The sequence below is a fragment of the Nocardia testacea NBRC 100365 genome (assembly GCF_000308775.1).
In the GTDB taxonomy this organism is placed as follows: domain Bacteria; phylum Actinomycetota; class Actinomycetes; order Mycobacteriales; family Mycobacteriaceae; genus Nocardia; species Nocardia testacea.
Genome location: NZ_BAGJ01000268.1, coordinates 1 through 20376, shown reverse-complemented (window position 1 = coordinate 20376; position 20376 = coordinate 1). Strand labels below are relative to the sequence as shown.

Below are 20376 nucleotides of genomic sequence, written 5' to 3'. Positions count from 1 at the left end.
AGGTCGATCGGAAGGGAATCGAGGCCCGGTCACAGTGGTCCGGCCCGGTAGCTCGAAAAATCGGTGGCCCGGGGCGGCCGACAACGGTTGACTGCGCACCCATGATCCCACTCGACACCCGGCCGCTGTTCCGGCACGACAGGCAAGCGCTGCTCGAGATGCTCCAATCGTTGGACCCGGCCGACTGGGCGAAGCCGACGGTGTGTCCGGGCTGGAATGTGGCCGACGTGACCGCGCATATCCTCAACGACTACATGCGGCGGATATCCGGCGACCGAGACGAGCACAGCGGGGCGGTGTTCGCCGATGACGAGACCCTGCCGACCTACCTGGAGCGCGTGAACGGGGAGTTCGTCCGCGCGATGCGTCAGTGCAGTCCTCGGGTGCTCATCGATCTGCTCGCCCACCTGGGTCCGGAGTTGGACCGGATCTGGGCCGCGACGGCGGATCTCGCGGAACCGGCACAGTTGAACGTGTCGTGGGTGGGGCCGGGGGGCAGCCCGGCATGGCTCGATATCGCCCGTGAGTACACAGAGTTCTGGGTCCATCAGCAGCAGATCCGTGATGCGGTGTCCCGTCGTGGCGCCGACGACGTGGCGCTGATGCGGCCCGTGCTCGTCACATTCCTGCACGCGGTGCCATGGGCGCTACGCGATCGGGCCCGGCCCGGCGGGACCGCGGTGCGATTCGAGATCACCGGACCGTCGGGCGGCTGCTGGTCGGTGGTGTCCGATGGTACGAGCTGGGACCTGACGGCGGCGCAGACCGGGGAACCGGCCGCGGTCGTACGTATCGACCAGGACGCGTTCTGGCGGCTGGCCAGTCGCGGAATCACCGTGGCGGAGGCGCGTCGACGCGCCGAACTGGTTGGCGACCCGGAACTGACAGCGTCGGCGACAACACTGCTTGCCGTGGTCGCCTGAGTCGACGCACTGGACACCCCGTGGCGCGCCGGCCCCGCTCAGTGCGCGCTCATCGGCCGTTTCAGCACCGAGAGCAATTTCGCGCGGTCCTCGGCCGAACCGGTCCACTTCGCGTCGTCTTCGACGATTTCGGCCAGCGCGCGGAACACCACGTCGAGCAGCCCCGGGAACCGGGCCTGCAGGTCCTCGTAGCGCAGGCGCATCACCCGGGTGCGCCCGGTGACCGTCGTGCGGGTGATGCCCGCCTCGCGGAGTACCCGGTAGTGGTGCGAGAGCGTGGACTTGTGCAGTTCGATGTGGCGGCCGAGTTCGCCGCAGTTCTCGCCCTCGTCGGCGGCCAGGCAGGCCACCAATTGGAGCCGGACGGGGTCGGACAGCGCGTGCATGACCGCTGCCAGTTCGAGGTCGGCGGTATCCGGATGCGACAACTCGGCGGGCACGGACGCGCCTCCTTCCGGCTCTTGACAGTTTGATGATCATACAACAATTATTGTTGGACAATCTTCAAACAATACGGAGGGCGCAGCATGCTCGATGACTCACGTACACCCGTCACAGTCCTGGGGCTGGGGCTCATGGGTTCGGCGATCGCGAAGACGTTCCTGGCGGCGGGGCATCCGACGGTCGTGTGGAACCGCACCGGAGCAAAAGCCGGGCCACTGGTCGAACTGGGCGCGACGCACGCGATCTCGCCGGCCACGGCGGTCGCGGCGTCCCCCCTGGTCGTCGTGTCGTTGCTGGACGACGAGGCGGTGAGCGCGGCGTTACGCGACGCCGGCCCGCAGCTGCGCGGGCGGGTGCTGGTGAACCTCACCTCCTCGGCCCCCGAGCAGTCGCGAAGGCGGGCCGAGTGGGTCACCCGCCACGGGGCCGAGTACGTGGACGGCGCCGTCATGGCGGTGCCACAGGGTATCGGCACACCGGACGCGCTACTGCTGTACTCGGGTTCCGAAAGCGGTTACCGCACAGCGGAACCGGCCTTGCGGGCGCTCGCCGGACAGGGCACCTATCTGGGCGCGGACCACGGGCGCGCCGCCGCCTTCGACGCCTCGCTGGTGTCGGTGTTCTGGCTCTCGCTCTTCGGGGTGTCCCTGGGCATCGCGCTCGCCGAGGCCGAGGGGATCAAGGGCAGCGAACTGGTCCCGTTCACCCCCGCGGTGGTCTCGCTGCTGCCCGATATGGCGGCGCAGACCGCCGCCCAGGTCGAGGCCGGGCACTATCCCGGCGACGACACCTCCATCGCGTCGGCCTATACCGCCTTCACCGCACTCCGCGGGGTGATCGCGCGCCACGGGATCGACACCGGGGTGCTCGACGCGACGGGCGAGGTCTTCCGGCGGGCGCTGGCGGCGGGCCACGGGGCCGATGGGCTCGCCCGTCTGGTCCCGGTACTCGCGGGCCGCTAGCCCGGACGCTCCCCTACCGGAGGCGCGGCACGCCGGATCTGCGCGCGATCGGGCCGGTCACCGGCCTCGGGCCGACGCGGGCACGGGGACGGGGACGGAGATCGATGCCCGGACTCCGCCACTCGGGCACACGCCGGATATCGGGGATGTCGCCGGCGCGCTGCGGGCGTTCGTGGTCCGCACCCGGCACCGCGGCGCCGGCGGGAACCGTTTCGTAGGCACTGGCGACCAGCGCGGCCTGTAGGTGCCAGAGGTCATCGGCGCCGGCCGGGTCCAGGCCGGTGTACCGGGCGATCCGCCGTAACCGGTAGTCCGGGGCGTTGGCGTGGATACCGAGCGCGCGGGCGGTGCGCCGGCGATTGCGATCGCCGGCCGGATGCGTGGTCGAGGTGTGCAGCAGGTCGGCGTGCGGTAGTAGCGGTTCCAGCGCAGCCGCCAGACGCCTACGCGCGGGTCCGGGCCGGACGATCTGGTATTCCACGGCCAGGTCGGCCGGCCGGTACAACGGGCGGCCCGGCACAGCCGCTGGGCGAGATCGAGCGCACGTTCATATCAGTAAAAACTGTAACCAACGGTGAGCTACACCACGACGAGGCCGGTGGTCCCGCGATGGACGAGCGCAATTCCGGGCCCACTGCCGATTCGAATCAGCATCTACCGAGACAGTGTGGTTGAGTTGGCCGTGATTCGGCCGACGGATCGGTGCGCAGGAGGACGATGACGACTCAGCCCACGGGTACCCCACTGCGCTCGATCCTCGCGCCGAGCTGGGAACTGGAGGCGGCCTTCGACCGCATGGCCTTCGCGTTCGTCCGGGAATTCCGGACCCACCTGCTCGGCCGGGTGCTGGAAGACCCCTCCCCGGAACGGGTCGACCAACTCGCCGAAGCCCTCACCCGGCTCCGCCCGCCGGTTCGCCTGGTGGCGGACGAACTGCCGGCCCGCGCCATGGACCGCCGCATCCACGCGGACCTGCCCGAGGTCTCCCAGCAGCTGAGCCGGGCCGCCGGCGCCGGCCTCCCGTCGGACGGACCCCGCCCGTGATCGAATACTTCCTCGCCGCGGCCGTCGTCGCGGAGACCGCCGGCCTGATCGTGCTATGGCGGCTGCTGGTACGCAGCCGCCACGAAGTGGCCGAAATGCAGCGCAAACCGGATACACGCCAACTGCTGATGAACGGCGGGCGGGAAGCGGTGAAGACCGTCTGGCAGACCGCGAGCCTCGTCCGGGCGAAAGGTTTCCGCGCCGCGGTCCTGAGCTCGATCGAGGACCTGGCCGGCTGGGCGCAGGTCGAACGGCCCGATCTGGCGCGGCTGACCGCGGAGGGCAATGTCGTGATCGCCTTCTCCGATATCGAGGGGTCGACCGCGCTCAACGAGCGGCTGGGCGACCGGGCCTGGGTCGCGCTGCTCGGCCGGCACGATCGGCTGATCCGCCGATCCGTCGCCGCGCGCGGCGGTCATATCGTGAAGAGCCAGGGTGACGGTTTCATGATCGCCTTCGGCGATGCCGAGCAGGCGGTGCGGTGCGGTCTGGAAGTCCAGGCGTCGATCGGCACCATCGCCAAGGCCACGGGCGGGGTGCGCGTACGAATCGGTATCCACATGGGCAGATCGGTGCGTCGCGGCGACGACCTCTTCGGACGCAACGTGGCCATGGCCGCCCGGGTGGCCGGTCAGGCGCACGGCGGCGAGATCCTGGTCAGCGAGGAAGTCCGCGATGCCGTGGCCGCCACCCCGGATATCGCCGTCGCCGCCGCGCGCGAAGCCGAACTCAAAGGATTCCGCGGCACCTATCGCCTGTATGCCGTCGCCCCGGCGGACTGAACCCGGCCGGGCCCGGCGCGCGGACGCGCCCGATCAGCTCGCCGGGGGCTGTGCCGGTATCGGCAGCTGCTGCTCGCAGACCTGCCCGACGAATTCGCCGGTCGTCGCCGCGGGCAGATGCCGCGCGATATCGGCCTCGGTGACAATCCCGACCAGGCGGCCTTCCTCGGTCACCGGGAGCCGCCGCAACTGGTACCGCTCCATCATCGACAGCGCGTCGGCCACGTCGATATCGGCGGCCGCCGTATGCAGTTCGTCGGCCTGGGCGAATTCTCCGGCGGTGGAGGTCGCCGGGTTGTGACCGAGCGCCACGCAGTTCACCACGATGTCCCGGTCGGTGACGATCCCGACCGGCCGCCCCTCGCCGTCACAGATCGGCAGGGCGCCCACATCGCGCTGCCGCATCTGCTCGGCAGCGGTGGCCATGGTGTCCCGCACGCCGATACACACCACCGCCGGATGCATGATGTCACGCACTGTGGTCATACTTCCTCCTGGTTTCGAGGTCGTCGCCTGTGGTTCGATCAGCACACCCGGGCAGCGGGCGGCGTGGCGCTACCCGATCGACTCCCGGAAGGTCGCGCCTTCCTGGAACGCCTGCGCGACTTCGGCGAGTTCGGCGACCGGGTGGATCTGATATTCGGCGACCATGCCGAATTTCTCGGGAGCATCGAGAAGATCCATCGGGTTGTCGGTCTCCACCACCGCGAATCCACCGGTGCCGTCGAGCCTGCCGACCATCTGGTGGTAGGTCACGCCGGCAGCCGGTTTCCAGCTTCCGAACACTTGCAGGGCACGCTGGATACTCGCCTCGTTCTCCGCTGCGGAGCCGTTCCAACGATACGTCCACGAAACCACGTATTTCATCGGTCCTCCCAGAGATGTTCCGAAGATGTTGTCTCACGCGAAGCGGCCCGCCCGGGCATGCGGACCACCGATGCGGCCGGCCGGACTCACCTCCTCTCCCGTGCCCGCTCCGGCCCGCCCACGTCGCCGCGATACCGCTGTGGACGGCCTGCGCGACGGCCGGACGGGCGAGGTGTTCGGCGATGCTGTGTGCCCGTTCCGGGGATTGTCGACCGGGATCTCGCGCGACTCGTCCACCCGCCCGAGGAGTCGGTCGCACCCGCTGTCACCGCAGTCTGCGCAGGAGGGCGTCACGCTGCCGTCACCGCGGCCGACGCGGGGCCGCGTCCGGTCTCGTCTCGACCGGTCCGGCGGCGAAGCGTCCCGATACCGGGGCGGCCTCGCGGCGGCCGGGCGCGCGGTCCGCGCCGGATGGTACCGGCGGCCGGGTGAGCAGCCCGGTCAGCTGGGGTGACGGCGGGACGCCGAGCTCACGCAGGATCAACCGCCGGAAGACGCTGTAGGCGTGCCGGGCCTCCCCGATATTGCCCTCGGACAGGTGTGCCTCGATCAGCGCCCGCTGGGCGCTCTCGCGGATCGGGTCGGCCCCGACCGCGAGTAGTGCCGCCTCGACGCCCTCGGCGCACCGGCCCCGGGCGCACAGTTGCCTGCTGAGCTGCTCCAGGGCGTGCAGCACCCGGTGCCGCAAACGCTCGCGTTCGAAGAGCGCCCAATCGTCGTACCAGCCCGGGAGCAGATCGAGCGCGGCATCGATACACGGGTCGACTATCAGGTCCGCGGCGACTGCCGAGCCCTGGATCAGCCGGCGCGCCCACGCACTCACCTCGTCCACATCGACCCCGACCTCGGCGCGCAGCATCACCGAGACCTGGTCGGCGGCCACCAGGTCCAGCTCCGCCGCGCGCAACCGCCACAGCGCCGACCGCAGGTTTCCCGAGGCCCGCCGCTCGCGAACCCCGGGCCACAGCAAGCCGGCCGCGTAGCAGCGCCCCACCCGACCCGGACGCAAGGCCGGCAACGCCAAGAGTCGTTTGCTGCCCTCGGCGATCTGACGATGTTCCCCGCCGACCGTGACATACGGTCCGCCGAACAAATGCAGGTACGAAGCGACGCTTTCCGGGCCACTCCGCCGGCTCAGAGTGTCCATGGCCTCAGCTCACTGTCCGTTAGTGATAGCAGAAGAGAATAATTCGCGCCCGTCACCGGCCCATCACAGCGCTCACGACTCCGGATACCGATTCGACCACCATCACCGGGCTTGCCGGCCCGTACGGCCGCCACCGGCCCGCGCCGCAACGCGCCGGTGACACCCGGTGCGCGACGCCGGACCGATGAGGTCGCACCCATCGCCGTATGGCCTGCGCCCCCTGCGACTCGAATCGCGGCGACCTATGCCGATATCGACATCTCCTGAGCGGGCGGTCGCCCGGGACGGACTCGTCCCCGCCGACCCGCCGAACCGCCGGTCCGCCGAGTCATCCGGCCGACAACGAGGCGAGCAGGCACGGCAGCGTCGGCGGATACTGCATGGTGCACACCAGCCCGGTATCGTCGGCGCCCGCCCGCTCGGCCGCCCGGGGCAGCTCGAGCGGTACGCCCGCCGGAGCTGCGGTCGCGGTGGCGACGGGCGCCGCCAGCAGGGCCACGGCGAGAATTCCGCCGCGAACGATGTTGCGCATGATGTTCCTTCCCGGCCGGCGGTTCGGCCGCCGGTCCTGCGGGAGAACGTAGCGCCGCACGCGACCTCCCGACAGCCCCGGAAATCACCGGCACCGAGAAAGGGGGCGGCCCGCGGTGCGCAGAGCCGAAGGGCGTGACCCTGTTGCGCCGGCGGCCGATATCGGCGACGTTCCACGCCGGCGAAATCGGCCGGCCGGACGCCGGATGTTTCGGACGCGTCTTCCGAATACGCGGCGGGAGCCGCCGGACGAATCCGCCCGGGCTCGCCCGCGACGCCGCGGTGAACGGATTGCCGCGCCGGGTTCGGGGCATTCTCGGACAACCGACTACATCCGCACAGTGTGGCCTACGATGCCGCCGCACGACCGGGATATCACTCGCACAGCAGGAGGTGTTGCCTTGTCTGTCGACCGGCACGACGGAAATGCGGTGACAGGCGTGGAGCGGACCGGTGACCCGGCTCGCTCCCGGGTCGCCGCCGAACGGTTCGCCGTCCGGAGCGCCGCGGCGTTGGTGGCGACGGTGGGCGCCGGTCTCGGATTCGGAGTGCTCACCGCGCTGGTCCGCCTGCGCTGGCAACCGCTGCAGACCGCGGACCAAGCGGTCGCCGACCGAGTGACCGCCGTCGTCGCCCGGCACCCGGTCCTGCGCGATATCCTCTTCGGCGTCACCGATCTCGGCGCGACAATCACCCTGGTGGGAGTCCTCGCCGTGGGTGTGCTGTGGCTGCTCCTACGTCGTCTCCCGCGACTGGCCGTTCTCGTGGTGGTCACCGGTGCGGGCGGATTGATCCTCAACCCCGTCGTCAAAGAGCTGGTCGCGCGGTTACGGCCGGTGGTGGAGACGCCCGTCCACCGCACCGACGGGTGGAGCTTTCCCAGCGGGCACGCGATGAGTTCCCTGGTGTGTTACGGCATTCTCCTCCTGGTTTTCGCACCCGTCCTGCACACTCGGGCCCGGCACGTGGCCGCGGTCTGCGCGGTCCTGCTCGTGGCGGCTGTCGGGCTCAGCCGGATCGCGCTGGGCGTGCACTACCTCACCGATGTCCTCGCGGGCTGGCTGCTCGGGTCGCTGTGGCTCGCGGCGATCACCGTCGCGTTCCACCGCTGGCGTGGTGACGCCGGACTCGGCGAGACCGGTCCGCTGCCCGGCGATGTAGGGCCGGACGAGCGAGACGACCTGCGGCCGGTCCCGGATCGGCACGCCCCCACGATGCCCCACCCCGGGCGCGGGCTCGGCGAACTCGCGGTCGCCTGGGTTCTGCTGGTGGGACTGCTCATCGGCACGGGCACGCTGATACGCGGCGCCGGAGCCGGCAGCCCGGTCGCCCGGTGGGATCACAGTGTCGTGGCCGCGCTGGCCGCGCACCGCGGTCCCGCTCTCACCGCCGTGCTCGACGTGTTCGGCGAACTGGGCAACACCACCGCGGTCGTCACCGTCGCGCTGATCATCGCCGTACTCGCGGTGGCCGTCCTGCGCAGCCGGCGACCGGTGCTGTTCCTCGGCGTCGCCCTGCTGGGTGAGATCACGCTGTTTCTCACCACCTCCACGATCGTCGGCCGCCCACGCCCCGAGGTCGCCCCGCTCGACCCCGCACTGCCACCGACCTCGAGTTTTCCCTCCGGACACTTCGCCGCGTCCCTGACTCTTTACGCCGGCAGTGCCGCACTGCTGTGGTGTTCCACGCACAGGACGCCGTACCGGCTCCTCGCGGCCGCACTCATGGTGATCCCCGCCCTGGTGGCGGCGCAGCGACTGTATTCCGGCGCCCACCACCCCACCGACCTCCTCGGCGCGGCTCTGCTGGCATCGATCTGGACCACGGTCGCCTGGTGGGTCGTCCGGCCGGTGCCGGACCGCGCAGTGGCTACTCGCGAAGTTTCAGCAGCAGGTAGGCGGCCATGGACGGGCCGTCGGTGAGCACCCCGGCGCGCAGCATGGCCTCCACTTCCGACGCGGGGAACCACCGCTGGCGCATATCCTGCTCGGTGGGCTCCCGGTTCGGTTCGCCGGGCGTCAGCTCGGTGGCGAGGAATACGTGACAGCCCTCTCCGGTCATCGCGTTCGCACAGTGCAGCCGGCCGAGCCGTTCCATCCGGCCCGCCGTGAATCCGGTCTCCTCGGCGAGTTCGGCCGCGGCCAGTTCCTCCGGACTGCCGGTCCTCCCCTCCGGGAAAGCCCCGGACGGGAACTCCCACGACCGGGCCCGCACGGGGTAGCGGTACTGCTCCACGAGGTGGAAACCGCCGTCCTCCCACGGAATGACGAGTGCGAAATCGGGTTTGTCGATGACGGAGTAGAGCCCGGGCGACCCGTCCGCGCGCTCGATCCGGTCCTCGCGCAGCGACAACCACGGATTCCGGTAGACGACTCTGGACGACAACGTTTTGATGGACACCTCTCCAGTGTTACGCGCTGCGGACCATCGGGTGCCGCCGCGATCGGCGCGCCCGCGGCCACCGGTGCGCGGACACGCCGCGCCGGGTCGCGATGCGGCGGAGGATATCCGGCGGTCGGCCGCCGCCGGATATCCGCGGCGAACACGCGTCACAATGTCGGGACGTCACCCCAGCAGGTCGGCTTCGAACCGGTCAGCGCGCACAGGGCGTTGAGTGCCGCTTCCAGGAGATAGCCGGAACCCGAAGACGATCCCGAGTCGATCGGGGTCGCCGCGGCACCGGCGGGAACGAGATGGCCGGGAACGGCGGAGGCGGCCGGAGCACCGGCCACCGCCAAGGCCAGGCCGACGAGAACAATAATCGGCGTTCTGCGGAACCTGGGCGCAATGGTTTTCGTTGCCATGGTGTCCGACTATGCGTGGCCGCGCCCACGGTCGACAAGCCCCACGATATGGGGTCGCGCGTAGACGCGGGCAACGGTGTAATCCTCGGCCCCCGTTGGCAACACAACCATAAATACTGTTGCCGTGTTACATTCGAAGGGCCCCCTCGAGGGCGACCGTTCGGTATGTGATGGAGGCGCGATGACGATCGATACCGCCCTCTCGCTCGGTGTTCGGCCCGTCGGCGCGGACACCGATCGGCCCAGCATCCCCCGCGTCTACGACTACAGTCTGGGCGGGAAGGACAACTACGAGGTGGACCGTTCGGCCTTCGAGCGGATCCGGCGAATAGCGCCGCGGCAGGGCGATGTCCACGTCACGAACCGGCGCTGGCTGACCCGCGCCGTCCGATCGCTGGCCGAGGGGGCCGAGGTCCGGCAGTTCCTGGATCTCGGCGCCGGACTGCCCACCCGCGATCCGCTCCATATCGTCGCGCAGGAATGCGGGCGCGGTGACACGGAATTCGTGTACATCGACAACGACCCGCTCTGCGTCGCTCACGGCCGGGCCATGCTGGAACGCAATGAGCACACCCATTACCTTCCCGGCGATCTCACCGATCCCGTCGCGACCGTGGAGAAGGCGGGCCGATTCCTGAACCTGCGGCAGCCGGTCGCGGTCCTGCTGGGAGCGGTATTGCACCACCTCGGCGACGAGGACGACCCGGTGGGCATCGTCTCCCGGTACATCGAGCTGCTCCCGGCCGGTTCGTATGTGGCGATCACGCACTACTGCGATCCCGGCCCCGCCCGCCCCGAACTCCACGAGCTGGCGCGGCGGCTCGAACGTGCGCATATGGCCGAAGAATTCGGCTCGGGGCGATACCGGAGCCCGGAGGGCATCCGCGCGCTGTTCGGCTCACTGGACCTGGTGGAGCCGGGACTGACCCCGCTGGACGAGTGGTGGCCGCAGGGCCCGCCGGTCCGTGCCGCGGCGCCCGAGGAGCGCCTGATCCTGGGCGGTCTCGGTCGCAAGCCCGGGCCTCACCTCGCGCCGCTGCGGCTCGTCTGTCGTTGAGATTCCCGGCGTCCGGGTCTCAGCCCACATAGCGGCGGGCCGGGGATCGGCGTTGCGACTCCTCCAGCCGGACGAGGCCTTCCTCCACCTGTGGAGGGACGACCTTGCGCTCCCGCAGCACCCAGGGCAATCCGCGCAATGTCTCCAGAACGGCCGCGGCGGTCGCCCGGTCGGCCGGGGCGGAGCGGAGAACCACCGCGGACCGGCGGACCGCGCTGCGGATCGGGCGGCGTAACCACAGCGTCCACAGGGTGTTCCGGATCCCGAGCCCGCGGCGGCGCGTCGAATCACGTTTTCCGGACGGAGCGTGGTGGATCACCATGTCCGGGATCCAGCACATCCACCAGCCGTGGGCCGCGAGATCCAGGGCGAGCAGTTCCTCCTCGCCACCGAACCACAGCCGCGGCGAGAACCCACCGACCTCGGTGAACGCGCTGACCCGGAAGGCGGACAGCCCCGCCATGACGCCGAGCAGTGCCGGTCCCGGTAGCCACTCCGGACCGTCGACCGGAGAATCACGCAGTTCCGGAGTGATCGGGTCCTCGCGCAGGTCGGGCTCGACGAGGCAGCGGCCGGTCACCGAGCCCAGACCCGGGTACTCGTCGAGCAGGTCCGCAGCACGGCTCAGTGCGCCCGGCTGCCACTGCGTATCGTCGTCGCAGAACGCCACGTAGGGTGTACGCGCCCGCCCGACCGCGATATTGCGGGCCACCGCGCCGAGATTCTCGGAAGCGCGGATGAGTTCGACCGAGGGGAACCGGGCCGCCACCGCGTCCGCGGTGCCGTCGGAGGATGCGTTGTCGACCAGGACGATCGGCGCCGCGTCGGGCAGGGTGGTCATATGCGCCAGCGTTTCCAGCAACTGGGTACGCCGGTCGCGGGTGATGATGACGACCGTCATCCGATCGATGGCCATCGGCTCATTTCCTTCCGTCGGCGAGTTCGAGGATCCGGGCCCGGCTCTCCACATCCGGCGGCAGTCGGCGCCGCTGCGCCAGTGCCCACGGCAGCCGGCGGGCCACCCCCGCCACCGCCAGCAGTGCCCCGGGGTCATGGGCGGCCCGGCCGAGCAACCGCGCGGTTTCGGCCGCGCACTGCCGTATCGGCCGCCGCATCCAGGTGATCAACGCGTTGTTGCGCTGTTCGGCCCGCCGGCGCCACGCCGGCGGGGGACGGTGGGTGGAGGGATGATGATGAGCCCGCACCGCGGGCACGTAACACAGATGCCAGCCGTGGGTCGCCAGATCCAGTGCCAGCAAACGCTCCTCGGCGCCGAAATGCAGCAACCTGCTGAACCCGGCGACCTCCCGGTACGCTTCCCGGCGCACGATCGCGGCGCAGGCGAGGAAGCCGAGCACCGAGGGGCCGGGCAGTTCGGCGGTCCGCCCCAGGGGGCTGGCCGCCATCCGCTCGTTGACCGGATCATCCCGGTGATCGCCGCCCACCAGCGTGCGCCCGGCGACGAGACCGAGCCGCGGACAGCGATCGAGTACCCGTTCGGCTTCGGTGAGCGCGTCCCCGGCCCACCACGAATCGTCGTCGCTGAACGCGATATACGGGGTGCGGGCGACGGCGACACCGAGATTGCGCGCCGCCGCACCGAGATTGCGATGCAACCGGATGACCTTCACCCCCGGAAAGCTCCGGGCCCGTCCGGTGGTGTCGTCGTCGGAGGCGTTGTCCAGCACCACGATCGGCGGGCGCGGGCGCAACGCGCTGAGTTCGGTGAGGGTTCGTGCCAGTTCACCGGCCCGATTGCGGGTCGCGATGACGACCGTGGTCTTCGGGGTGTCGCCGGGCACGCTCATACCGATCCTTCCCCGAGCAGTTCACCCAGCAGCTCGCCGGTCAGCGCATCCGCCGCGGGCAGATTCCGCCGTCGCGCCCGCTCCCGCCCGGACGGCGACAGACACCACGTCCACCAATGGTCCAGGGTGTCCGGATCCGCGGCCCGGTCCGCGGCCACGAGTGCGGGCCAGCCCAGCGCCTTCGCCTGGGCCGTCACCTTTCCGCCGCCAGCGACGGGATCCACCGCCAGCACCGGGGTCCCGGCGCGCAGCCCGAACACCAGGCCGTGCAGCCGGGTGGTGACCACGGCATCCAGGCACGAGAAGACCGAGGCGAGCTGGTCGGGGGTGGCGCAGTGCCGCCAGTCGTCGGTGGCCAGTCTGGTATCGAGGGGTACCCGGGCGCAGTCGAGGCCGGCCAGCCAGCGCCCGAGCGCCTCGTGCACCGGGCGATGCCGGCGCGCGGCACCGTATTCGGACTGCCCGGGGGCGAGCACCACACCCACCACCGCCACACGGGCGGTGGTCGCCGATACGGAGAGATCGGGCCGGCCGGTGCCGCCATCGTCGCGGGCCAGCACCCGGTGGAAGCCGGTGACCGCCGCGTCGGCCGGGTCCACGACCGTGACGCCGACCGCGATCCGCCGGCACTGCGCGAACCGTTCGTGCAACGCGCGGACCTGGTCGCCGTGGATGGGACCGCAGACGAAGACGAGATGCGAGTAGCGGCCCGCATCGGCCTCGTCCAGGTGCAACGCCTCGGCCCGGAACCGCGGACTCCACACCGTATCGTGCGGTATCCCGGCGGCGGTGAGGCGCTCGCTCACATGGCGCATGCTCAGCACATCGCCGGCCGTCGCCTCGCCGTGCACGAAACTGGACCAGCCGGTCACCAGTACCCGCGTGGCCGGGAAGCGCTCGGCCCGGCCGGACGGAGCGGGCGGCGCGGTGGGTACACCCCACGCGGCGGCGGCCACCGGATTCACCGGGGCGCGGAGTTCAGGTGGACGACCTTGGTCTGCGTCATCTCGTCCAGCAGTTCGGGTCCGTACCCGTAGCCGGTACCGCTGGCGCCGCGGGGGTGGGCCGCGCCGCCCGGCGCACCACCGAATACCGCGTTGATCTTCACCGTGCCCACCGGGAGCTCCCGCCAGGCACGCTGGGCATGTGACATCGACGCGGTGAGCACCGTCGCGGCCAGGCCGTAGTCGTCCCGGGCCGCTTCGGCGAGTCCCTGGTCGAACGATCCCACCACGCGCACCGGCGCGACCGGGCCGAATGTTTCCTCGCGCATGATGCGCATCTCCGGGGTACAGCCGGACAGCACGGTGGCCGGGTAGTGCGCCCCGGCGCCGCCGGGCAAGATACCGCCGATCCGGCACTCGGCTCCCGCAGCGACCGCCTCGTCCACCTGCGCGTGGACCAGGTCGCGATGGCGCCGGTCGACCAGCGGCGCCGTGGTCCGGGCATCGGCCGCCACCACCAGCGCGGCCAGGAACGGCTCCGCGATCGCCTCGTGCACGAAGATCCGCTCGACCGATACACAGATCTGGCCGGAGTTCGCGAAGGCACCGAGCGCGGCCTGCTCCGCGGCCCAGCCGGGGTCCACCCCCGCATCGATCACCAGCGCGTCGTTACCACCGTTCTCCAGCAAGGCCTTCACGCCGGTCGCGGCGGTACTCCGGGCGATCGACCGGCCGGTCGCGGTACTGCCGACATGCGCGACGACATCCACATCGCTGCGGGCGGCCAGCGCGGCACCGACGGCGCCGTCACCCTGGACCGTCTCCAGCACTCCCTCCGGGAGCGCGCGCGCCAGCAGCTCGCCCAGCAGCGCACCGGTGTGCGGGGCCCGCTCGCTCGGTTTGTACACCACCGTATTGCCGGTGACCAGGGCGGCGCCGATCAGTCCGCACGAGACCGCGACCGGATCGTTCCACGGCGTCAGCGCGACGACGACACCGCGCGGCTCCCACACCATGAAGTCGGCCGCCTCGGCATCGCCCTGCAAACTCTTCCCGCGGTGCACGGGGCCCAGCTCGGCGTACTGCTCCAGCGTCGCGGCGCCGGCCGCGATGCCCTCGGCACCTTCGGCGCGCGGGCGACCGGTTTCGGCCTCGGCGGTCGCGGCGAGTTCCGCGACGTATTCGCGCAGCAGGCCGGCACCGGCCCGTAATGCCGCGGCACGTTCGGTGACCGGGGTACACGCCCATCCGGGCTGCGCCCGGCGGGCCGAGGCCACCCGCCGGTCGAGTTCGGCGGCGCCGGTCACGGGCACCGTTCCGACAGTGATGCCGGTGGCCGGGTCGAGGATCTCGATCGTCTCGGTCACCGGCGGCCGCGTGGGTTCTGTGACTGTGCTCGATCGGCTCATACCGGCGCGCTTTGCCCGGCGCCGGCGATTCAAACCCGCCTCGGCGAGTCGCCACGCCGAGGCCCCCGGTAGATCGGCGCTTTACCCGGCGCCCTGTTTGAACCGCCTCGAACAGGTTAGGGCTAGCGCATGGTGGAGACGGCGAACCGGCTCGACATACTGCTCTGGCACGTGCACGGCTCGTGGACCAGTTCGTTCGTCCAGGGAAGACATCGCTATCTGCTGCCGGTGGTGGACGACGGCGGGCCGTGGGGGCGGGGGCGCTGCGGGCGCGACTGGCCGTCCGCCCAGGAGATCCCGGCAGCAGAACTGCACGCGGCCCGGCCCGACGTCGTGGTGCTCCAGCGACCCGAGGAGATCGAGCTGGCCGAACGCTGGCTCGGCCGGCGCCCGGGTATCGACATCCCGGCGGTGTACGTCGAGCACAACACACCGCGCCCGCAGGCGGCCACCACCCGGCATCCGCTGGCCGAGCGCGCCGATATCCCGCTGGTGCACGTGACCCATTTCAACGATCTGATGTGGGACAACGGTCGCGCGCCGACGCGGGTCGTACCGCACGGCATCGTCGATCCGGGCGCGCGCTACACCGGGGAGATCCCGCACGGTGTCGCCCTGATCAACGAGCCGCTGCGGCGCGGGCGGATCACCGGGACCGATCTGCTGCCGGCCTTCGCCAGGGCCGGACCGGTCGATCTGTACGGTATCGGCGCCGCCGGATTCACCCCGGAAAGCCCTACCGTGCACCCGGTCCGGGGGATCGCCGACCTCGACCAGACCGCGCTCCATCAGGAGATGGCGCGGCGGCGCGTCTATCTGCACACCGCGCGCTGGACCTCTCTCGGCCTGTCCCTGCTCGAAGCCATGCAGCTGGGGATGCCGGTGGTCGCGTTGGCGACCACCGAAGCGGTCCGGGCGGTCCCGCCCGAGGCGGGGGCCCTGTCCACCGATATCGCGGTACTCACCGCGCGGTTCCACGAGTTCCTCCACGAACCCGATCTGGCAGTACTCGCCGGGAAATCGGGACGGCAGTACGCACTGGAGCACTACGGTCTCGAAACCTTCCTGCGCCGCTGGGACGGTCTGCTCGCCGAGATCACCGCATAGGGATCGGAAAGGCGGAACAATGAAGATCGCGATGGTGTCCGAACACGCCAGCCCGCTGGCCGCGCTCGGCGGCGTCGATGCCGGTGGCCAGAATGTCCACGTCGCCGAACTCGCCGCCGGGATGTCCCGGCGCGGACACGATGTCACCGTCTACACCCGGCGCGAAGAGGCCGCCGCGCCCACCACGGTGCGCACCGACCAGGGCTACCGCGTGACCCGGGTACCGGCCGGGCCGCCGGAAGTGCTGCCGAAGGACGAACTGCTCCCGTTCATGGATGAATTCGGGGAGTTCCTCCGGCGCGACTGGCAGCGGGAGGCACCCGATGTGGCGCACGCCCACTTCTGGATGTCGGGTCTCGCCACACTCGCGGCCGCACCGGCCCTGGGCATCCCGGTACTGCAGACCTTTCACGCGCTCGGGGTCGTCAAACGCCGATATCAGGGTGCGGCCGATACCAGTCCGCCTGGGCGGGTGGAGCTGGAACACGGCATTGCCGAACGGGCCGACCGCGTCATCGCCACCTGCACCGACGAAGTGTTCGAACTCGTCCGCATGGGCCTACCGCGGACCCGGACCTCGGTGATTCCCTGCGGCGTGGACCTCGACCGGTTCACACCGGACGGTCCGCGGGCGGCGAGGTCGTCACGCCACCGGGTCGTCAGTGTGGGCAGGCTGGTGCCACGCAAGGGTTTCGATATCGCGATCACCGCTCTGGCGCGGCTGCGCGATACCGAACTGATCCTGGTCGGCGGACCCGATGACGGCAAACTCGCCGATGATCCCGAAGCGCAACGACTCTCGGCCCTGGCCGGCGAACTCGGCGTGGCCGACCGCGTGCACCTGCTGGGTCAGGTACCGAGAACGGAGATGGCGCCGCTGCTGCGGTCGGCGGATGTGGCCGTGTGCACGCCCTGGTACGAACCCTTCGGCATCACCCCGCTGGAAGCCATGGCCTGCGGTGTGCCCGTGGTGGCCGCCGCGGTGGGCGGCCTCACCGACACCGTGGTCGACGGTGTCACCGGCAGATTGGTGACACCCCGCGAACCCGGTGAACTGGCCGACGCGATCGAAGGCCTGCTGGACGCGCCGCAGACCCGGGCGAATTTCGGGCGCGCCGGGCGCGACCGGGTCCGCGCGCGCTATTCGTGGGAGCGGATCACCGCGGAAACCCTGCGGGCCTACCGCCGGGTGGCCGCCGCGGCGGTACGCGGTGAAACCGGCCGGGAGGAGGCCCGATGACGGCGTCGACCCCGGATCCGGTGCCCACACCGCACGGCCGCCGGGCCGGGCGCCCCCGGCGGGTGCTGGTGACCGGCGGCGCCGGCTTCGTCGGCTCGCACCTGTGCGAACAGCTGCTCGACGCGGGTGCGTCCGTGGTCGCCCTCGACAACTTCGCCACCTCGGCACCGGAGAATATCGCCGGGCTGGTGGACCGGCCCGGGTTCGCCGTCATGCAGCACGATGTGACCGAATCGTTCACCGGGCTCGGCTGGTTCGATATCGTCTTCCATCTCGCGTCGGCCGCCTCGCCGCCGGACTATCTGCGGCTTCCGATCGAAACGTTACGAGCCGGTTCCCTCGGTACCGCACACGCCCTCGAGCTGGCCGAGCATTGCGGCGCCCGGTTCGTGCTCGCGTCCACCAGCGAGGTGTACGGCGACCCGGGGGTCCATCCCCAGCCCGAGGGGTATTGGGGCCATGTCAATCCGGTGGGGCCGCGCAGCGTCTACGACGAAGCGAAGCGCTATGCCGAGGCATTGACCATGGCGTACCACCGGGAACACGGCGTGAATACGGGAATCGCCCGGATCTTCAACACCTACGGGCCGCGGATGCGGGCCGACGACGGACGGATGGTGCCCACGTTCATCGCCCAGGCGCTGGCCGGCGTCCCGTTGACCGTGGCCGGCACGGGCGAGCAGACCCGGTCGCTGTGTTACGTCGACGACACCGTGCGCGGACTGCTGGCGCTGGCACGCACCGATCATTCCGGACCGGTCAATATCGGTAATCCCCGCGAACTCTCGGTGCGGTCGCTGGCCGCGGAGATCCGCGCGGCGACCGGTAGCGACTCCGCTCTTGAATTCATCGACGGCGCGATCGACGACCCCCGGCGCCGCTGCCCGGATATCGCCCTGGCCCGCCACGCCCTCGGCTGGCAGCCCCTGATCGATCTGGCCGAGGGACTGCGCCGCACGATCGACTGGTTCGCGGGACGGACGGCTGCGGCGGACGCGACACCGCGTCCGGTAACGAAACGGCAGACCGGTTTGGCGGTGCATTCCACGGGTAGCGCGTAGACGATCTCGCGGTACGAGCCCGTATCCCCAGTGGAAAGGCGGCCCGGTGCGCATTCTCGGTGTCAACGCGATATTCCACGATCCCGCCGCCGCGCTCCTCGTGGACGGTGAGATAGTCGCCGCCGCGGAGGAGGAGCGGTTCACCCGCCGCAAGCACGGTAAGCGACCGGTGCCGTTCGCGGCCTGGGAGATGCCGGAGCAGGCCGCGGCCTGGTGCCTCGAACGCGCGGGCCTGCGACCCGATCAGCTCGACGCGGTGGGGTACTCCTACGACCCCGCGCTGGTGGACCATTCGCTCGGCGGTCTCGACCCGTCGAGCGAGGAGTTGCGTACCGACTACGCGCGCCGCGCACCGGCGTTCCTGCGTGCCGCGCTCCCCGGCCTCGACCCGTCGATCGTGCGCTTCGTCCGGCACCATATCGCCCATGCCGCCTCGGCGGCGCTCGCGGCGCCGCTCGGCGATACCGCGGTGCTGGTGGCCGACGGACGCGGGGAGAGCAGTTCTTATCTCGCCGGGGAGTACCGGGACGGCAAATTCGTCGAACTCGCCGCCCAGCGCCTGCCGCATTCGCTCGGCCTGATGTACGAGGACCTCACCGAACACCTGGGTTTCGCCCGTTCGAGCGACGAGTACAAGGTGATGGCACTGGCGTCCTACGGCACGCCGCGCTTCCTCGACGAGTTCCGGGAACTGCTGTACACCACCGGCGACGGCGGATTCCGGACCGAACCGGTGGACTGGGCGCGGTACGCCCCGGCGGTGACCGGTGGCCGGCTCGGCCCCGACCACGCCGATCTCACCGCGAGTGCGCAGCGACGCCTCGAGGAGGTGCTGCTGGAGCTGACCGGATGGCTGCACGAGCAGACCGGGCAGCACAACCTCACCCTGGCCGGCGGTATCGCGCTCAACTGCGTCGCCAACACCCGGTTGTACGCCGAAGGACCGTTCGAACGGATCTGGGTGCAGCCGGCCTCCGGTGACGCGGGCACCGCGCTGGGGGCCGCATTGCAGTTGGCGGCCGAGTTCGGGGAGCGCGCCGCGCCGATGTCGCGCGCCGACCTGGGCCGCGAGTGGACCGATGCGGAACTGGAAGCCGTCCTGCGGACGGCGGACCTCCGATACACCAGGCCGGCGGATGTGGCGGCCGAGGTCGCGGCGGCACTGGCGGCCGACCAGGTGGTCGCCTGGTTCCAGGGGCGGGCCGAATACGGTCCGCGCGCCCTCGGACACCGGTCGCTGCTCGCGCATCCCGGCCGGGCGGCCAATCTGGAACGCCTCAACGATGTGAAGGGCCGGGAGCAGTTCCGGCCGGTCGCGCCGATGGTGCGGGCGGACCGGGCGGCCGAGATCTTCGGCCGTGGACCGCTACCCAGCCCGTACATGCTGTTCGTCCACGATGTGGCGCCCGACTGGCAGGACCGGATCCCGGCGGTGACCCATGTGGACGGCACGGCGCGGGTGCAGACCGTCGACCCCGCGGACGATCCCCTCACCGCGCGCATGCTCACCGAATTCGACCGCCGCACCGGCGTGCCGGTGGTCGTCAACACCAGCCTGAACACCGCGGGCCGGCCGATGGTGGACGCACCGCGCGACGCACTGGAATGTTTCGGTTCCGCCCCGATCGATGTGCTGGCCCTCGGTCCGTTCCTGGTGCGTCGCCGATGAACCGCCTCGACTACAGCATCGTCGTACCGACCACCGGCCGGGACAGCCTCCGGCTGCTGCTGGCGGCGCTGGAGGCCGCGACCGGGCCGCGGCCCCGGGAGATCATCGTGGTGGACGACCGACCGGGTCGTGGCGGCGAACTCCCGCTGCCGGGCGGCAGCGCGCCGGTCCGCGTCATCCGCTCGGGGGGCCGCGGACCGGCGGCCGCCCGCAACGCCGGTTGGCGGCACGCCACGGGATCCTGGATCGCCTTCCTCGACGACGACGTCCTGGTCGCTTCCGACTGGCCGGACCGACTGGCCGCGGACCTGCTCGACCTGCCCCCCGATACCGCCGCGTGCACCGCCCGCATCGAGGTCCCGCTACCGGCACACCGCCGTCCGACCGACGACGAACGCGGCACCGCCGGGCTGGCCACCGCCCGGTGGATCACCGCGGATATGGCCTATCGCCGGTCCGCGCTGCTCGCGGTCGGCGGTTTCGACGAGCGATTCCCGCGGGCCTACCGCGAGGATGCCGATCTGGCATTACGCGTCTGTCTCGCCGGTTACACCATCGCGTCCGGGCAGCGGGTCAC

At 70.8% G+C, this 20376-nt stretch carries 23 protein-coding genes; 11 read left to right on the top strand and 12 right to left on the bottom strand.

Translation table 11 applies throughout. The features are described 5' to 3' along the window. Positions 1-101 precede the first annotated feature (101 nt). A complete protein-coding gene (locus tag ON38_RS29955) occupies positions 102-923 on the top strand; it encodes a maleylpyruvate isomerase family mycothiol-dependent enzyme (protein ID WP_039828445.1) in 822 nt (273 codons plus the stop codon). 38 nt (positions 924-961) lie between these two features. On the opposite strand, the gene ON38_RS29950 is transcribed toward ON38_RS29955, so the two are convergent. Beyond that, positions 962-1363, bottom strand: a complete 402-nt coding sequence (locus tag ON38_RS29950) for an ArsR/SmtB family transcription factor (RefSeq protein WP_245564404.1) — start codon at positions 1361-1363, stop codon at positions 962-964. An 87-nt stretch (positions 1364-1450) separates the two neighbouring features. Here ON38_RS29950 and ON38_RS29945 point away from each other — a divergent pair, with 87 nt between their 5' ends. Further along, positions 1451-2329: an NAD(P)-dependent oxidoreductase gene (locus ON38_RS29945; RefSeq protein ID WP_039828444.1), complete on the top strand. Its 879-nt coding sequence runs from the start codon at positions 1451-1453 to the stop codon at positions 2327-2329. Positions 2330-2342: 13 nt separating this feature from the next. Here ON38_RS29945 and ON38_RS29940 read toward each other — a convergent pair whose 3' ends face one another. Continuing rightward, positions 2343-2849, bottom strand: coding sequence for a helix-turn-helix domain-containing protein (locus tag ON38_RS29940; RefSeq protein WP_039828443.1), 507 nt, complete (start codon positions 2847-2849; stop codon positions 2343-2345). Between the two features lie 197 nt (positions 2850-3046). On the opposite strand from ON38_RS29940, the gene ON38_RS29935 reads away from it, so the two are divergent. Next, positions 3047-3373, top strand: a complete 327-nt coding sequence (locus tag ON38_RS29935; RefSeq protein WP_051165474.1) for a hypothetical protein — start codon at positions 3047-3049, stop codon at positions 3371-3373. Beyond that, positions 3370-4155, top strand: a complete 786-nt coding sequence (locus ON38_RS29930) for an adenylate/guanylate cyclase domain-containing protein (protein ID WP_051165473.1) — start codon at positions 3370-3372, stop codon at positions 4153-4155. Before ON38_RS29935 ends, ON38_RS29930 begins: the two co-directional genes overlap by 4 nt. A gap of 33 nt (positions 4156-4188) precedes the next feature. On the opposite strand, the gene ON38_RS29925 is transcribed toward ON38_RS29930, so the two are convergent. From ON38_RS29925 to ON38_RS29910, 4 genes are all read right to left on the bottom strand, one after another. After that, positions 4189-4641, bottom strand: a complete 453-nt coding sequence (locus tag ON38_RS29925; protein ID WP_039828442.1) for a CBS domain-containing protein — start codon at positions 4639-4641, stop codon at positions 4189-4191. Between the two features lie 69 nt (positions 4642-4710). After that, entirely contained in the window at positions 4711-5022 is a 312-nt protein-coding gene (locus tag ON38_RS29920) for a DUF3303 domain-containing protein (RefSeq protein ID WP_039828441.1), read from the bottom strand. Between the two features lie 301 nt (positions 5023-5323). Further along, positions 5324-6169 (bottom strand): AfsR/SARP family transcriptional regulator, encoded by an 846-nt coding sequence (locus ON38_RS29915; protein WP_051165472.1) that lies wholly within the window; start codon positions 6167-6169, stop codon positions 5324-5326. 328 nt (positions 6170-6497) lie between these two features. After that, a complete protein-coding gene (locus ON38_RS29910) occupies positions 6498-6701 on the bottom strand; it encodes a hypothetical protein (RefSeq protein WP_039828440.1) in 204 nt (67 codons plus the stop codon). A 430-nt stretch (positions 6702-7131) separates the two neighbouring features. Between ON38_RS29910 and ON38_RS29905 the strand changes: the two genes are divergently transcribed. Continuing rightward, on the top strand, positions 7132-8622 hold the full coding sequence (locus ON38_RS29905; protein WP_169333314.1) for a phosphatase PAP2 family protein: 1491 nt from the start codon (positions 7132-7134) through the stop codon (positions 8620-8622). Here ON38_RS29905 and ON38_RS29900 read toward each other — a convergent pair. Together ON38_RS29900 and ON38_RS29895 are read right to left on the bottom strand one after the other, a co-directional pair. Continuing rightward, positions 8570-9100 carry an NUDIX domain-containing protein gene (locus ON38_RS29900; RefSeq protein WP_245564402.1) on the bottom strand — a complete coding sequence of 177 codons (531 nt, stop codon included), beginning with the start codon at positions 9098-9100 and terminating at the stop codon, positions 8570-8572. The genes ON38_RS29905 and ON38_RS29900 overlap by 53 nt on opposite strands. 149 nt (positions 9101-9249) lie before the next feature. Next, positions 9250-9504 (bottom strand): hypothetical protein, encoded by a 255-nt coding sequence (locus ON38_RS29895; protein ID WP_157181998.1) that lies wholly within the window; start codon positions 9502-9504, stop codon positions 9250-9252. Between the two features lie 181 nt (positions 9505-9685). Here ON38_RS29895 and ON38_RS29890 point away from each other — a divergent pair, with 181 nt between their 5' ends. Next, positions 9686-10561 carry an SAM-dependent methyltransferase gene (locus tag ON38_RS29890; protein ID WP_039828438.1) on the top strand — a complete coding sequence of 292 codons (876 nt, stop codon included), beginning with the start codon at positions 9686-9688 and terminating at the stop codon, positions 10559-10561. Between the two features lie 19 nt (positions 10562-10580). Here ON38_RS29890 and ON38_RS29885 read toward each other — a convergent pair whose 3' ends face one another. From ON38_RS29885 to ON38_RS29870, 4 genes are read right to left on the bottom strand one after another with little or no spacing between them, the layout of a single operon-like run. After that, entirely contained in the window at positions 10581-11477 is an 897-nt protein-coding gene (locus ON38_RS29885) for a glycosyltransferase family 2 protein (protein WP_245564400.1), read from the bottom strand. Between the two features lie 4 nt (positions 11478-11481). Then, on the bottom strand, positions 11482-12369 hold the full coding sequence (locus tag ON38_RS29880) for a glycosyltransferase family 2 protein (RefSeq protein ID WP_039828437.1): 888 nt from the start codon (positions 12367-12369) through the stop codon (positions 11482-11484). After that, positions 12366-13325 carry a polysaccharide pyruvyl transferase family protein gene (locus ON38_RS29875; RefSeq protein WP_218000867.1) on the bottom strand — a complete coding sequence of 320 codons (960 nt, stop codon included), beginning with the start codon at positions 13323-13325 and terminating at the stop codon, positions 12366-12368. The genes ON38_RS29880 and ON38_RS29875 overlap by 4 nt, the downstream gene beginning before the upstream one ends. 5 nt (positions 13326-13330) lie before the next feature. Next, entirely contained in the window at positions 13331-14680 is a 1350-nt protein-coding gene (locus ON38_RS29870; RefSeq protein WP_039828436.1) for an aldehyde dehydrogenase family protein, read from the bottom strand. Positions 14681-14851: 171 nt separating this feature from the next. On the opposite strand from ON38_RS29870, the gene ON38_RS29865 reads away from it, so the two are divergent. From ON38_RS29865 to ON38_RS29845, 5 genes are all read left to right on the top strand, one after another. Further along, the gene (locus tag ON38_RS29865; protein WP_039828435.1) at positions 14852-15829 is read left to right on the top strand and encodes a glycosyltransferase; all 978 of its coding nucleotides are present in this window, start codon (positions 14852-14854) and stop codon (positions 15827-15829) included. 19 nt (positions 15830-15848) lie between these two features. Continuing rightward, positions 15849-17069, top strand: a complete 1221-nt coding sequence (locus tag ON38_RS29860; protein ID WP_039828434.1) for a glycosyltransferase — start codon at positions 15849-15851, stop codon at positions 17067-17069. Then, complete coding sequence (locus ON38_RS29855; protein WP_083873211.1) at positions 17066-18130, top strand: UDP-glucuronic acid decarboxylase family protein; 1065 nt, start codon at positions 17066-17068, stop codon at positions 18128-18130. Before ON38_RS29860 ends, ON38_RS29855 begins: the two co-directional genes overlap by 4 nt. A gap of 46 nt (positions 18131-18176) precedes the next feature. After that, the gene (locus ON38_RS29850) at positions 18177-19799 is read left to right on the top strand and encodes a carbamoyltransferase family protein (RefSeq protein ID WP_039828433.1); all 1623 of its coding nucleotides are present in this window, start codon (positions 18177-18179) and stop codon (positions 19797-19799) included. Next, a partial coding sequence (locus ON38_RS29845) for a glycosyltransferase family 2 protein (RefSeq protein WP_039828432.1) occupies positions 19796-20376 on the top strand: 581 nt, incomplete at its 3' end. The genes ON38_RS29850 and ON38_RS29845, both read left to right, overlap by 4 nt.